Genomic DNA, 13,371 nt, shown 5'->3' on the forward strand with positions numbered 1-13,371 from the left:
GTTGAGCGCGTTTAGCGCGGTCGATGAGACTGTGACAAGCTTACCAGCATGCAGAGTGAGCAGAATAACCACGCCGAAAATTCCGATGTCGCCCAGGCCGTCAATCAGCGGTCCCGCGACATCTCCGAGGTGCCCGCGGTGGAGCTGATCAACACCGTCGCGGTGCACCTGATGAGTGCCGCAGCCGTCAAGACCGGCCTGGCGGATGACCCCCAGGCGGAGGAGCTCAAGGACCTCGATGAGGCTCGCAAGCTGATCACGGCGCTTGCCGGTCTGATCACTGCAGCCGCACCCGAGGTCGGCTCGACCCACGCCGCGCCGCTGCGTGACGGGCTGCGTTCGCTGCAGCTGGCCTTCCGGGAAGAGTCCACCGTCCCAGATGCACCAGGCAAGGGTCCCGGCGAGAAGTGGACCGGCCCGGTCAACTGACCTCTTCCATGAGGCACTGAGGCCTTTATGAGAACCAGATGAGAGCCGGATGAGAGAACTCGGAAGAGACTCTCATCCGGCTCTCATCGTTGCTTCACCTGGACTGACCAGAGTGGTCTCCCATGAGCATCACCGTAGTCCTCTACTCGCACGACTCGGTCGGCCTGGGCCACGCCCGCCGCAACCGGGCTCTGGCCCACGCCTTGGCGGCAGACCTGCCGCGACTCACGGGACAGCCGGTGCGCGGCCTGCTGATCGCCGGACACCCCGACGCCACGGCCGACTCGCTGCCCGAAGGCTGGGACTGGCTGGTCCTCCCGGGGTTCACCCGCACCGCTGAGGGGTATGCCTCTCGCAGTCTCGATGTGAGCAACGAGCGGCTCTCCGCGCTGCGCCGCTCCACCGCCGCCGCCGCGATCAAGGCGATGTCCCCGGACCTCTTCATCGCTGACCGCCACCCCTTCGGGGTCGGTGAGGAGCTGCTGGACTCGCTGGTGTGGCTGCGTTCCCAGGGCACCCGCTGCGTGCTGGGCCTGCGCGAGGTGCTCGACTCCCCGGAGGCGACGCGCGCTGAGTGGGCCCGGATCGGCGGGGCGGCGGCCGCCGCGAAGTTCTACCACGCGGTCTGGGTGTACGGCGATCCGTCGGTCTACAACCCGATCAGCAGCGGGGAGATCCCGCAGCCGCTGGCCACCCGCACTCGGTTCACCGGCTACCTCAGCCACGGGCGACCCGTGGACGAGGTCTCTGGCTCCAGCGTCCGCGCCCCGAAGCCCTACGTGCTCTCGATGGTCGGCGGAGGATCCGACGGCGGCCGGCTGGCCCTGGCCGCCGCACAGGCCCGCGTCCCGGCCGGGCATCGACACATCATCCTCACCGGACCGCAGATGCCGCTGCCGGACCACGCCCGGGTCCAGCGCACGGTCGAGGCCTCCCCCGACGCGGCTCGCATCCAGGTCACCCGGCTGGCGCCGCATGTCCCGGCACTGGTCCGCGAGGCGGCCGCCGTCGTCTCCATGGCCGGGTACAACTCCACCGCCGAGATCATGGCCACCACCACGCCGGCGCTGCTGGTCCCGCGCGCCGCCCGTCGGGCCGAGCAGCCCCGGCGGGCCCGGGCGCTGGCCGCCGTGGGCGCGGTCGACACCCTGGCGCTGGAGGAGCTCAGCGCGGAGGCACTGAGCCGGTGGCTCGCCGAGGCCGTGGTCCGGCGCTGTGACCGCGGCGCGGTGGATCTGGACGGTCTCAGCAGGATCGGCGCGCTGGCGGCCGCGGAGCTCGCTCTGCGGCCTGCTGCGCTGCCCCGGACGACGGCTGTTCGGCCGACTCCCGGCGTGCTCCGTGCCGCGCCCCGTCCCGCAGAAGCTCCAGTGCCGGTCCCCGCTCCGTACCCTCCGGCGCATGTCGCCCACGCCGCGGCTCGCTGCGCCGCAACCCCCCTGTCTGCCCCCGCCGCTGAAACGAGGTTTGATTCCCATGTCCGGTGAGAACACCGCCCAGGACGGTCTCGAGATCGACACGCTCAGCACCGGAGGGCGCGGCGAGTCCGCGATCGCTCCGGTGGTGGGCTACGTGTTGAAGATGTATCCGCGCTTCTCGGAGACCTTCATCGTCTCGGAGCTCCTGGCTCGGGAGGCCGCCGGGGAACAGCTGGTGATCTTCTCGCTCCGCCCGAGCACCGATGCCCGCTTCCACCCTGAGCTTGCCCGGGTGAAGGCTCCGGTGATCCATGTCCCGCGTCCCTCCTCCCCCAGCCGGCTGTGGGGTGAACTGGGCCGGACCGCCGAGTCCCCCACCCTGCTCGAGGGGATGCGCCGCTGCCTCCCGGATCTGCTGGCCGCCGGACCCGACGATGCCGCGCAGGCCATCGCGCTGGCCCGCGCCGCTCAGGAGGCCGGGGTCACGCATCTCCACGCGCACTTCGCCTCGATCGCCACCACAGTGGCCCGGCTGGCCGGGTGCATCGGCGGGCTGCCGTATTCGTTCACGGCTCATGCCAAGGACATCTTCCACGAAGACGTGGACGAGGCTGAGCTCGAAACCAAGCTCGCCGATGCCCATCATGCGATCACGATCTCCGGCTACAACCTCGACGATCTCCGCACCAGGTTCCCAGCCGCGACGACCCGGCTGCACCTGGTGCGCAACGGCCTGGAACTCTCCCGCTTCCCGTTCGCTCCGCACCTCGACGCCGCACCGGAGCCCCACGCCGGGAACCACCCGGGCGGCACCCTGCGTCCAGCGCGACTGCTGGGGGTCGGGCGACTGGTGGAGAAGAAGGGATTCCACCTGCTCATCGCCGCGGTGGCGCGGCTGCGCGATGCAGGCTTCGACGTGCAGGCCGACATCGCCGGTGACGGGCCGCTCAAGGAGCAGCTCCAGCGCCAGATCGACGACGCCGGCCTCGGCTCCTCGGTGCGGCTGCTGGGACCGTGCACCCAGCAGGAGGTGGGTGAGCTGCTCGGTTCCCACGACGTCTTCGTGGCCCCCTTCGTGGTCGGTGCCGACGGCAACGCCGACGGCCTGCCCACCGTGCTGCTCGAGGCCATGGCGCGCGGCATCCGGTGCGTGGCGGCCGAGGTGACGGCGGTGGGTGAGGTGGTGCGCAGCGGTGAGACCGGATGGCTCGTGCCCTCCGGTGACCTCGATGCCCTCACCGCAGCCGTCACCGAGGCGATCACCCACGAGCCGCAGCACCTGCACATGCTCGACGCTGCACGCACCATGATCGAGCGAAGCTTCGACTCCGCGGCCCAGGCCCGACGACTGCAGTCGCTGGTCGCGGACCCGGATTCACCGGCCGCTCAGGACCGGCTCGCGGCGGGGCCGAACCTGGTGGATCCAGCTGCCGCTCCGGGGCGGCCGGTCACACACCGGACGGTCCCAGCTCAGCCCGTCACAGTCCAGCCCGTCACAGTCCAGAGACAGCCCAGCACACTGCAGGAGTCGGTATGAGAATCGGATATCTGCTCCCCGACCCGGGGATCGGCATCTTCGGGTCCAAGGGAGCGAGCGTGCATGCACAGGAGATGATCCGCGCCTTCCGGGCGCTGGGCCATGAGGTCACGGTGTTCTGCACCAAGCGTGGAGACAAGCATGAGGACCCCACCACGGTCTCGGTGCCTGCAGACCTCACGGACCTGCCGGTGTTCGTGGTCCCGGTCTCCGGGGTCAAGGGTGCTGCTGAACGTGAGGCCGCCGTCGTCCGCGTCGCCGCGAGAATGGCCGAACTGGCCGTGGCAGGCGGTTTCGACCTGCTCTACGAGCGCTACTCGCTGTTCTCCACCGCAGGCGTGACCGCTCGGCGGTCCAGCGGCGTCCCCCTGGTGATCGAGGTCAATGCCCCGCTGCTGCGCGAACAGAAGGTGCACCGCAGCCTCCACGACGAGCCCACCGCCGAGCGCACGACCCGAGAGAGCTTCACCCAGGCTGACCTGCTGTCCTGCGTGTCCGAGCCCGTGGCGGACTGGACGCGCCGGCTGCTCGCCGAGGACGTCACCGCCGCTGGCCGAACCCCGCGGGTGCGGGTGACGCCCAACGGGGTTGATCCCACCCGGTTCACCCCGCGGCACCCAGACCAGCAGGCCACAGAGCAGCACCGCACAGACCAGCAGCGCACAGATGCCGCTGCCCGGCTGCAGGATGCCGTGACCATCGGCTTCCTGGGCACCCTGAAGCCCTGGCACGGCACCGACCTCCTGCTGCGGGCCTTCGCCCGGATCGCGACCCAGGACGCCAGGCCAAGGCTGAGGATCATCGGCGGCGGTCCCGAGCGGCGCCGGCTGGAGTCCCTTGCCGCCGAGCTGGGCATCGGCGAGCGCGTCGAGTTCACCGGCCCGGTCTCGCCGGCGCAGGTGCCGCAGCTGCTGGCCGGCCTGGACATCGCGACGGCGCCCTACCCGGCTCCCAGCGACGAGTCTGAGCACTACTTCTCCCCGCTGAAGGTCTACGAATACTTCGCGGCCGGGCTCCCGGTGATCGCCTCGGCGCTCGGCGAGCTGCCCCAGCTGTTCGATGGAGACCGTGCGGCGGACGGCTCGGCAGAGGGAATGCCTGCCGGGATCACGCTGCCGCCCGGTGACCCGGAGGCCCTGGCCCGCGCGCTGGACCGACTGATCGCAGACCCGGCGCGACGGGCCCAGATGGGCGCTGCCGGCCGCAGGCTCGTCGAGCGCGAGCACAGCTGGGTGATGCGCGCTCAGGGCGTGCTCGCCCAGATCCCAGTCCCGACGGAGGCCCTGCGATGACCCGCCGGGCCGAGGCCAGATCCTCACGGGCTCTGCACCGCCAGGGGCTGCGGCGCACCCTGCGCATGGTCCTGCCCCATCTCGGGGAGCACAAGCTGCTGATCGTTGTGGGGCTGTTGGCGCTGTTGGGCGACGTCGCGTTCCGCGTGCTCGAACCCTGGCCGGTGAAGTTCGCGGTGGACGCGGTCACCGAGGCGCTCGGCGCCCAGATCAACGAGACCATCGACTCCAGTCACAATGTCGAGGGGATGCTCGTGTTCTGGGCGTTCGCGCTGGCACTGATCGTCGGAGGACGCGCCTTCTGCAGCTACGCCTCCACCATCGCCTTCGCGAAGACCGGCGTGAAGGTGGCTGCGCGGCTGCGCACCCGGGTCTTCGACCACATCCAGGCGCTCTCGCTGCGCTACCATTCCAAAGCCTCCATCGGTGACACCTCGCAGCGCCTGGTCGGGGACATGGGCCGGCTTCAGGAGGTCGCCGTCACCGCCGGGCTCCCGATGGTCGGCAACCTGCTGACCCTGGTGACCCTGCTGATCGTGGTGCTGATCCTGAACCCGCTGCTCGCGATCATCGTGCTGCTCACCGGCGCCGGGTATCTGCTGTTCAGCCGGGTGCTGAGCCCCAAGATCACCTCCGCCTCCCGCTCCACCCGCAAGGGCGAGGGCCGACTCGTCGGGGACGCGGCCGAGGCCCTGGGCGCGATCCGCGTGGTGCAGTCCTACGGCCTCGAGGAGAGGGTCGCCTCGGGGTTCGCCGCCGGGAATGCGAAGGCGCTGAAGGCCGGCATCAAGGCCCGCCGGCTCGCCGCGCAGCTGGAGCGGTCCACGGATCTGCTGGTGGGAATCTCCACCGCCGTGGTCCTGGGCCTCGGAGGGTGGCAGGTCCTCCAGGGATCCATGACCCCCGGAGACATGGTGCTCTTCCTGATGTACCTGAAGATCGCGATGAAGCCGCTGCGCGATATGGCGAAGTACACCGGGCGGATCGCGCGCGCCACCGCTTCCGGGGAACGCATCGCGGACCTGCTCGACGAAGAGATCGAGATCCAGGACCCGGCGCATCCCTTCCCGCTGGGACGCGTCACCGGCGAACTGACCTTCTGGAACCTCAGCGCCAAGGACCACCGCGGCACCCCGTTGTTCGAGAACCTGAATCTGAACATCCCCGCCGGTCAGCGGGTGGGTCTGCTGGGTCCCTCGGGTGCGGGAAAGTCGACTCTGGCCGGATACCTGCTGCGGCTCGCCGATCCGGACTCCGGCTCGGTGCTGGTGGACGGCTATTCAGCGCGCAACGTGACCCGGGCTGACCTCCGCGGCAACATCGCGGTCCTGCTCCAGGAGTCGGTGCTGTTCAGCACCTCGGTGCGGGAGAACATCCGCTATGGCCGACAGGGCGCCTCCGACGCAGAGGTCGAGGAGGCGGCGCGGCAGGCGGGCGCGCACGACTTCATCATGACGCTGCCCGAGGGGTACGAGACCGAGCTGGGCAATCGCGGTGACACGCTCTCCGGCGGCCAGCGCCAACGCGTGGCGATCGCTCGCGCGCTGGTCCGCGATGCACCGATCATCTTGTTGGATGAGCCGACCACCGGCCTGGACCCAGCGTCCCGGGGAGTGGTGGAGAGCTCGATCCGTGAACTGACCCGCGGACGCACCACGGTGGCGATCACCCATGACCTCAGCATGATCCAAGGCCTGGATCGCGTGCTGTGGCTCGAGGACGGTGGCATCCGCGAGGACGGAACGCCCGCGGAGCTGCTGGCTGACCCCGACTCGCAGCTGGCCAGGTGGGCGGCCAGCCAGCGCGGGGCGACCGATTCCGAATCCGAGGATCAGCCGGACACCGCGGAGCCGGCCGCCACCGTCCCTCTGGGACTCCAGACGATGGTCGCCGCGTCACCCGTCGCGGTGCCGGCGTCGACCTCGGTGGACCGGACCGAGCGGGTGAGTCGATGAACCAGCTCCCCCCACCGTGGACCGAGGCCGACGAGGTCGCCGCGCGGGCGGCGGATCTTCCCGGTGCGCGCACGCTGCTGGACTCCGCGGAGCTCTCCGCTCTGCTCGGCCGGCAGGCGCAGATCTCACGGGTCCGGATCAAGCCCGGACATTCCGTGGTCGCGGCCTTCACCACCACCGACGCCGAACCGGGCTGGGCGATGCTGACGCTGGATGCGGACAAGCTCTCCAAAGCTCGGCACCGCGCCCAGGACAACAGCCTGGCAGGGACCATGCCGTTCCGGGTGCACAGCGAGAACCGGCACTATCTGTTCAGCGGCAGCATCTGGGCGGATCCGGTCCTGGCGAAGGATCTCGGTGCGGCTCGCAGTGCGCTCACCCGGCGAGCCGGCACGGACCAGCCCTGGACGGTGCTGCGGCACAATCCGCGCCGACGAGTCGTCGCCGTGGTGCCGCCAGTGGACGGTGAACACGGTGCGAAGATCATCCGAGTCGCCTCCCCGCGGACCACCCACACCGCGTTGGAGACCGCGCAGCGGTGGCGGAGCATGGGGCTGCCGCTGGTGCGCAGCACCCCGCTGGGCGGTCGCGGCACGGCAGTGGGTGCACCGCTCTGGGGATGGGCCGACCTGGCCAGCCATCCGCACGGACCCGCCGCCTTGACGGCCGGGGCCGCCCTGGGCACGCTGCACCAGATGACCATGAGCACACACCGAGCTCCGCTCCCGGTTCACACCGAATCGGCAGCCGCCGCGGTCGCGTCGATCGCACCCTGGTTGGGGCCGCAGGCACACCGACTCACGCAGCGGATCGAGGAGAGGTTCTCCGCCCTCGGGCCCGGCGTCATCACGGAGCTCCACGGTGACCTCTCCCCCGACCAGGTGGTCCTCGCGACCCCCGGCAGCCACAAGATCCGACTCATCGACTTCGATCGAGCCGGAGCCGGCGACCCGATGCGTGATCTCGGCAGCTGGGCGGCGGCCTGCCGACGCCTGGAGCTCGACGGTCTGATCGAGGACTTCTGGGCGGGCTACATCACCCGAAGCGCCGTCGAACTGGCACGGGCCTCGGTCTGGGAGGCGTTCGCTCAGCTGAGCGCCGCACCGGATGCGTTCCGGCTCCGACTCCCAGACTGGCCCGAGCTGCTTCAACGAACCTTGACCCTCGCCGAGGAGGCGCTGGACCGATGACGACGCCGACCCTGCCGCCAGAGACGATCACCCGCTCGGGCCGCACGCTCCAGGTCACCCGGGCGTGGCCGGTGCCGGACGAAGCCCGCCTGGCGATCGAGTGCCAGGACGCCGGCCAACGGATCGCAGGTCACTGGGACCACAACGGCGCTCAGCTGCAGCCTCTCGGCAGCGACTCCCGGATTCCGGCCCTGGAGCGTCTCGCCGCGACCGGCACCGTCGTCTCACACCGACCTGGGAAGCGGGCCGTCGTCCGCCGAGACGAGGAGTTCATCAAGGTGGTGCGCCGCGGCCGGGCCTCGGGAATCCTCGACGGCGTCCGCCGCGCGGCAGCCTTCACGGACTTCTTCCGCACCCCCGAGGTGCTCGCCCAGGACGACTCTTCCGTGACCTTCGCGGAGCTGCACGGTGCCAGCCTGCACGACCCCTCGCTGCTGTCGGCACCGCACTGGGATCTCGCCTGGACCGAGGTGCTCAGTGCCTGGGCCGAGGCGGCGAGCACCGCAGGCTCCAGCTCGAGCAGGCAGGATTCCAGGAACCACACCCCAGGCACTCGTCCATCGCAGCTGCGACACACCGCTGAGGTGGAGGGCCAGGTGCTCCGCCGCTGGGCCAGCCTGGTCGCACCCTATCTGGACCCGGCGGAGCGGCTGCACCGGCTGGTGGACGACGTCGCGACCAGCTTGGGGCAGCTGCCCGAGGTGCCGCTGCGACCAGCCCACCGGGACCTCCATGACAAGCAGCTGTTGTGGAGCCCTCAGGCCGGTCCTGGTCTGCTCGACGTGGACACCGCCTGCGTGGCCGACCCGGCGTTGGATCTCGGCAACCTGCGCGCACATGCACGGCTGCGCCGACTGCAGGGACTATGGGGACCCGCGGAGGCCCGCACCGTGACGCAGGCAGTCGACGTCGCCGCGGCGCGACTCCACGTGCCGACTCGCACACTCGCGATCTATGAACGCGCCGCGGAGCTGCGGCTGGGCTGTGTCTACGCGGTGCGCCCGGGCTATCGGGATGTGGCGGCGCGACTGCGGGCGGGGACGGTCAGCTCCGCAGAACGATGAGAATCTTCTCATCCTGGTCTCACCGGAGACTCACGCCCGGGACCGAAGATGGTGTCAGGATCTAGAACCAGTGAGCCTGGAGCCAGTGACACCAGAGTCAGTGACCCCAGCACATACGCGGAAGGATGCGGGACATGTCCAGGCAGTCAGGTTGGATCATCACCGGGGCACTGACCATCGTCGCGCTGGGCGGCACGGTGGCCGTGGCGGAGCTGGCCGGTCCAGACCAGGTTCAGGACCTGGGACCGGCCATGGAGGTCTCCTCACCGAGCCAGGCCCCGACCACCGACGCGCCGACCCCGTCACCGTCACCGTCTGCATCCTCGTCGCCGTCACCGTCCGCGTCGCCGAGCCCCAGCAGGGACTCGAGCGAGGACTCGGCACGTCCCAGCCCAGACACGAGTCCCCGCGCAAGCGCCACCGCCTCGCAGGCACCTGCCTCCGCGGCGCCGAGCGCCGCCTCCCCCGAGGAATATGTTCCACCGGCGACCACAGGTCCGACCACGGTCGCCCCTGCACCGCCTCAGCAGTACCAGCAGGCGCCCCTCGAATCCGCCCAGTCGTGGTCTACCCCCGCCTCTGCGCAGAGCTGGTCCGCCCCCTCCGCGGCAAGCTGACCAGGAGCAGCTGCCCCAGAGCGCGGCGCGAGATCCGGGGCGGCGCCGGGAGAGGCCTCGATCCGGGTCCCCGGGGTCAGAGCTCGAGCCGGTACCCGACTCCGCGCACGGTCCGGATCGCTTCCGCGCCCACCTTGGCCCGCAGATACCTGACATAGACGTCCACCAGGTTCGACCCCGGGTCAAAGCTGTAGCCCCAGACGCGCTCCAGAAGCTGCTCCCGGGAGAGCACCTGGCCGGGGTGGCGCATGAACGTCTCGATCAGCGCGAACTCCCGCGAGGAGAGATCGTGCTGCTTCTGCCCCGCTGTGACGCGGCGCGCGTGGAGGTCCAGGGTGAGACCGCCCGCGCTCAGCGTCGTCGGCTCCTCCGCTGATCCGCCGCGCAGCCGCAGCCGGATCCGGGCGAGCAGCTCGTCGATGCTGAACGGCTTCGACATGTAGTCATCGGCTCCGGATTCGAGCCCTGCCACCGTGTCGGCCGGGGTGCTGCGCGCGGTCAGGATGATCACCGGAGCCCCGAAGCCCTGGCCGCGCATTCGCCCCAGCAGGCGCAGCCCGTCCTCGTCGGGCAGACCGAGATCCAGGACGGCGAGGTCCACGGAATTGTTCATCGCGTATTCGAAGCCTTCCGACGCCGTGGCGCCGCGCAGCACGGCGTAGCCGGCCGCGCGCAGGCCCTTCTCCACGAAGGAGGCGATCCGATCCTCATCCTCGATCAGCAGAATCTGGGTCATCTGTGTCTCCCTGGGTCGATCGGGTGCGCCAGCGGTGCGGCGGGGTCGTCGTCGTTCTCGGAGGTCTGTTCGACCTCCTGGTCCGGCTTTGAGGGCTCCCCCACTCCGTGGTCGCGCGGAATGACCACGGTGAAGCGGGCACCGACGCCGGTCGCGGAATCCAGGTCCACGCGGCCGCCGTGGGCCTGGGCGATCGCTGCCACGATCGGGAGCCCCAGCCCGGATCCCGGCTTGGAGCTGTCGGTGCGTCCGAATCGTTCAAAGACCCGGTCCTGGTCCTCGGGGGCGATTCCCTGGCCCTGATCGCGGACGAAGATCCGGATCTCCTCGGCGGTGAGCTCCGAGCCCAGCGCGATCACCGAGCCCTGGGCGGAGAACTTCACCGCATTGGCCGCCAGCTGCAGCCAGGCCTGGGTGAGCCGCTCGCGGTCCACCCGGGCGGCACCCTCGGCGCGGGACTCCACGATCCACCGGTGCTGGCCCAGGGCGAGGGCCTTGTCATAGACCTCATCGGTGAGGGTGCCGATGTCGGTGGGGGCGCGTTGGACGAAGTCCGGGCGCCCGGCCTGGGCCAGCGTCGTGAGGTCGTCGATCACCCGGTTCATCCGGCTGAGCTCATCGAGGGTCAACGCTCGGGTGGACGTCACGTCATCGCGGTCGCCCACGTCGAGCACCTCGAGGTGCCCCCGGACGATGGTCAGCGGGGTGCGCAGCTCATGGCTGACATCGTGGATCAGCTGGTCCTGAGCCTGGAACGACTGTTGGAGCCGATCGAGCATCTCATTGACCGCTTTGGTCATCTCGGCCAGGTCGTCCTTGCCGGTGACCGGTATCCGCTCGGAGAGGTCTTCGCGTCCGATGTGCCGGGCCGAGGAGGCCAGCACGGCCACCGGATGCAGCAGGCGCCCCGCGATGGCACCGCCCACGATCGCCACCACGCCGAGAGACAGCAGCGACACGGCGGCATAGATCAGAAAGCCTTCGGAGAACACCCGCTTCTCTGCCGTGATGTCGTAGGCCATCACCAGCGCGCCCACCTGGGGCTCCTGAGCCGTCTCCGCCGAGTCGGCAGCGGCCCGATCCGAGGGATCCGGCGCAACGCTTCCCTGCACCGGCACGATGGCCGCACGGTAGCTGGTGTTCGCGGTCTCGATGGTCACCACCGTGGCGCGTTCGCCGAGTGCATGGGGCTCCAGGGCACGCAGCAGCTGCTGGTCCTCCTCCAGTCGCACCGGAGTCACCGGCGAGGTGTAGGCCACCTGTCCGTCGACCAGTCCGACGATTCCCTCATTGCGGGTCGGGATGATCCGCTCCATCGCAGTGCGCACCAGCTCAGCCGGGGAGGTGAACGGCTCCCCGGTGCCCGGATCCACTCCGACCTCGTGCAGGACGCGGAACTGTTCGGCGTCGGCCGCGAGCTCGGCGTCGATGCGTCCCTCGACCTGGGTCTGCTGGATCACGAACGCGGTGTATCCGGCGACGGCGAGGGCGAGCGCCGCGAGTCCGACGACTGCGGTGAGAATCCGCGCCCGGACATTGAGGCGAAACGGTCTCCAGCCGCGAGGTGACCGGCGCCGAGGCGCCGAGGCGTCGACGGCACCGGTCGCCGCTGCATCATCCGGCTGGCGCGAGTGGGTCATGGGCTTCAGTTTCTCACTGAAGACCCGCCCAGGAGGTGCTTCGGCGATGAGAGTTCTTTCATCTCGATACGAGAAGATGACGGCATGGATCTGCATCAGGTGCCAGGGGAGCTGGTCGGCGTGCTGCGCGGACCCGAGGCCGAGACCCTGCTGCGGCAGTCCCTGGAGGCTTCGGGCGTGGTGCTGCGCAGCTGGGAGCTGGAGCAGATCTACGCCCGGCCCGGAGCTGAGCTCTCCGCCCGATACCGGGTGCGCTGCACCGCACCCGGGGTGCCGACCGTGGCGGTCGGGTCCGCCGGGTCGACTGATCACGCCGAACTCACCGAGCCGACCGAACTGACCATGGTGGCCAGCACCGTCGCGCTGACGCCGCAGCAGCGCGAGAGCATGGGAGCGGTCCGGGCGGACTCCCCCCACGGCGCGGTGCATCTGTGGGTACATCCGGTGGACCCGGAGCTTCCGGGACTGCTGGTGGTGGAGCGCGCCGCGCGGTCCGCCGGAGAGGAACCCGGAGCGCGACAGCCCCCGGGCCCGGTGGAGCGTGCGGAAAGCGCAGAGCTTCCCGAGAGCAGAGGGCTTCCGGAGAACACAGAGCGTCCGGACAGCACGGGGCTGGAGGCGCGGCTGAGCCGACTTCTCGGGCAGCCGTGCCGGGTGCAGGACCTGCAGATGCTGGTGCTGCGACCGCTGCGGCGGGCGGTCTACCGGGCGACGCTCACCTCGGCGCGGGGGCAGCGGGTCCTCTACCTGAAGGTGGTCAGACCGGCACGGGCAGCCCAGCTGCTGCGACGCCACCGCTGTTCTCCGCTGATCCCGGCCTCCGCCGACGCCGGGGACGGCATCCTGGTGCTCGACCAGGCCCCCGGACTGGCACTCACCCACCACCTCCACGGCGCCGTCGCCCCGGCCGACGTCGGGCCCATCGACCCCGCGGTGCTGCTGGCAGCCCTGGACACCCTGCACCCGAAGACGCTGCAGATGCCGCCCCGGGTGCCCCCGACACAGCGACCCGACGGTCTCGCGGAGTCTGCGGTCGCCGCCGGCGCTGACCCGTTCCGGGTGCAGCGCCTCCGCGAGCGCATCGGCCTGAGCCTGCAGGCCGCACCGGGTCCTCTGGTGCCCACCCACGGAGACTTCCACCCGGCGAACCTGTTCCTGGACGCCACCGCGCGGCACCCGACGGGCCTCATCGATGCAGACACGGTGGGACCGGGGTTCCGGGTCGATGATCTCGCGACGATGCTCGGACATCTGCTGGTGCTGCCGAGCTTCGACCCGTCCGGATACGCCGCGGTCCCGGAGTTCACCCGGCGCTTCCACGCGCACTGCCTGGACCATGCCGACCCGGCGGATCTCGGCGCGCGCACCGCGGCGGTGCTGCTGTCCCTGCTGCCGGGGGTGCCGAGCGCCGCCCAGCGCGAGCATCTCCTCAGCTGTGCCGAGACGCTGGCGCAGCGGGCCGGCCCCGCGGATCTGGACTGACTGAGATCTGG

Annotated in this window: 11 protein-coding genes; 8 read left to right on the forward strand and 3 right to left on the reverse strand. The window is 70.4% G+C overall.

All coding sequences use genetic code 11. The features are described 5' to 3' along the window. Positions 1 to 48 precede the first annotated feature (48 nt). The 7 genes from BCL67_RS10695 to BCL67_RS10725 all read left to right on the forward strand — a co-directional run bounded on the left by BCL67_RS10695 (position 49) and on the right by BCL67_RS10725 (position 8,885). Positions 49 to 429: a DUF1844 domain-containing protein gene (locus tag BCL67_RS10695; protein ID WP_106123428.1), complete on the forward strand. Its 381-nt coding sequence runs from the start codon at positions 49 to 51 to the stop codon at positions 427 to 429. 122 nt (positions 430 to 551) lie between these two features. Next, positions 552 to 1,916: a glycosyltransferase family protein gene (locus BCL67_RS10700; protein WP_106123429.1), complete on the forward strand. Its 1,365-nt coding sequence runs from the start codon at positions 552 to 554 to the stop codon at positions 1,914 to 1,916. A 94-nt stretch (positions 1,917 to 2,010) separates the two neighbouring features. Further along, positions 2,011 to 3,384, forward strand: coding sequence for a glycosyltransferase (locus BCL67_RS10705; RefSeq protein WP_445641288.1), 1,374 nt, complete (start codon positions 2,011 to 2,013; stop codon positions 3,382 to 3,384). Continuing rightward, complete coding sequence (locus tag BCL67_RS10710) at positions 3,381 to 4,676, forward strand: glycosyltransferase family 4 protein (RefSeq protein ID WP_106123431.1); 1,296 nt, start codon at positions 3,381 to 3,383, stop codon at positions 4,674 to 4,676. The genes BCL67_RS10705 and BCL67_RS10710 overlap by 4 nt, the downstream gene beginning before the upstream one ends. Beyond that, on the forward strand, positions 4,673 to 6,631 hold the full coding sequence (locus BCL67_RS10715; RefSeq protein ID WP_106123432.1) for an ABC transporter ATP-binding protein: 1,959 nt from the start codon (positions 4,673 to 4,675) through the stop codon (positions 6,629 to 6,631). The genes BCL67_RS10710 and BCL67_RS10715 overlap by 4 nt, the downstream gene beginning before the upstream one ends. Continuing rightward, positions 6,628 to 7,821, forward strand: a complete 1,194-nt coding sequence (locus BCL67_RS10720) for a phosphotransferase family protein (protein WP_106123433.1) — start codon at positions 6,628 to 6,630, stop codon at positions 7,819 to 7,821. Before BCL67_RS10715 ends, BCL67_RS10720 begins: the two co-directional genes overlap by 4 nt. Continuing rightward, positions 7,818 to 8,885: a phosphotransferase family protein gene (locus BCL67_RS10725; RefSeq protein ID WP_106123434.1), complete on the forward strand. Its 1,068-nt coding sequence runs from the start codon at positions 7,818 to 7,820 to the stop codon at positions 8,883 to 8,885. The genes BCL67_RS10720 and BCL67_RS10725 overlap by 4 nt, the downstream gene beginning before the upstream one ends. A gap of 232 nt (positions 8,886 to 9,117) precedes the next feature. Here BCL67_RS10725 and BCL67_RS15495 read toward each other — a convergent pair whose 3' ends face one another. The 3 genes from BCL67_RS15495 to BCL67_RS10740 form a co-directional block, all read right to left on the reverse strand. Further along, positions 9,118 to 9,390: a hypothetical protein gene (locus BCL67_RS15495; RefSeq protein ID WP_181255980.1), complete on the reverse strand. Its 273-nt coding sequence runs from the start codon at positions 9,388 to 9,390 to the stop codon at positions 9,118 to 9,120. A gap of 188 nt (positions 9,391 to 9,578) precedes the next feature. After that, a complete protein-coding gene (locus tag BCL67_RS10735) occupies positions 9,579 to 10,238 on the reverse strand; it encodes a response regulator transcription factor (protein ID WP_106123436.1) in 660 nt (219 codons plus the stop codon). Beyond that, the gene (locus BCL67_RS10740) at positions 10,235 to 11,878 is read right to left on the reverse strand and encodes a sensor histidine kinase (protein WP_106123437.1); all 1,644 of its coding nucleotides are present in this window, start codon (positions 11,876 to 11,878) and stop codon (positions 10,235 to 10,237) included. Before BCL67_RS10740 ends, BCL67_RS10735 begins: the two co-directional genes overlap by 4 nt. An 84-nt stretch (positions 11,879 to 11,962) precedes the next feature. Here BCL67_RS10740 and BCL67_RS10745 point away from each other — a divergent pair, with 84 nt between their 5' ends. After that, positions 11,963 to 13,360 (forward strand): phosphotransferase, encoded by a 1,398-nt coding sequence (locus BCL67_RS10745; RefSeq protein WP_106123438.1) that lies wholly within the window; start codon positions 11,963 to 11,965, stop codon positions 13,358 to 13,360. The last annotated feature ends 11 nt before the right edge of the window (positions 13,361 to 13,371 follow it).

This window comes from Nesterenkonia sandarakina (assembly GCF_003003175.1).
In the GTDB taxonomy this organism is placed as follows: domain Bacteria; phylum Actinomycetota; class Actinomycetes; order Actinomycetales; family Micrococcaceae; genus Nesterenkonia; species Nesterenkonia sandarakina_A.

Excerpts from the sequence above, each read along its gene's own strand:
- BCL67_RS10695 (WP_106123428.1), top strand. The coding sequence starts at position 49 with ATGCAGAGTGAGCAGAATAACCACGCCGAAAATTCCGATGTCGCCCAG.
- BCL67_RS10700 (WP_106123429.1), top strand. The coding sequence starts at position 552 with ATGAGCATCACCGTAGTCCTCTACTCGCACGACTCGGTCGGCCTGGGC.
- BCL67_RS10705 (WP_445641288.1), top strand. The coding sequence starts at position 2,011 with ATGTATCCGCGCTTCTCGGAGACCTTCATCGTCTCGGAGCTCCTGGCT.
- BCL67_RS10710 (WP_106123431.1), top strand. The coding sequence starts at position 3,381 with ATGAGAATCGGATATCTGCTCCCCGACCCGGGGATCGGCATCTTCGGG.
- BCL67_RS10715 (WP_106123432.1), top strand. The coding sequence starts at position 4,673 with ATGACCCGCCGGGCCGAGGCCAGATCCTCACGGGCTCTGCACCGCCAG.
- BCL67_RS10720 (WP_106123433.1), top strand. The coding sequence starts at position 6,628 with ATGAACCAGCTCCCCCCACCGTGGACCGAGGCCGACGAGGTCGCCGCG.
- BCL67_RS10725 (WP_106123434.1), top strand. The coding sequence starts at position 7,818 with ATGACGACGCCGACCCTGCCGCCAGAGACGATCACCCGCTCGGGCCGC.
- BCL67_RS10735 (WP_106123436.1), bottom strand. The coding sequence starts at position 10,238 with ATGACCCAGATTCTGCTGATCGAGGATGAGGATCGGATCGCCTCCTTC.
- BCL67_RS10740 (WP_106123437.1), bottom strand. The coding sequence starts at position 11,878 with ATGACCCACTCGCGCCAGCCGGATGATGCAGCGGCGACCGGTGCCGTC.
- BCL67_RS10745 (WP_106123438.1), top strand. The coding sequence starts at position 11,963 with ATGGATCTGCATCAGGTGCCAGGGGAGCTGGTCGGCGTGCTGCGCGGA.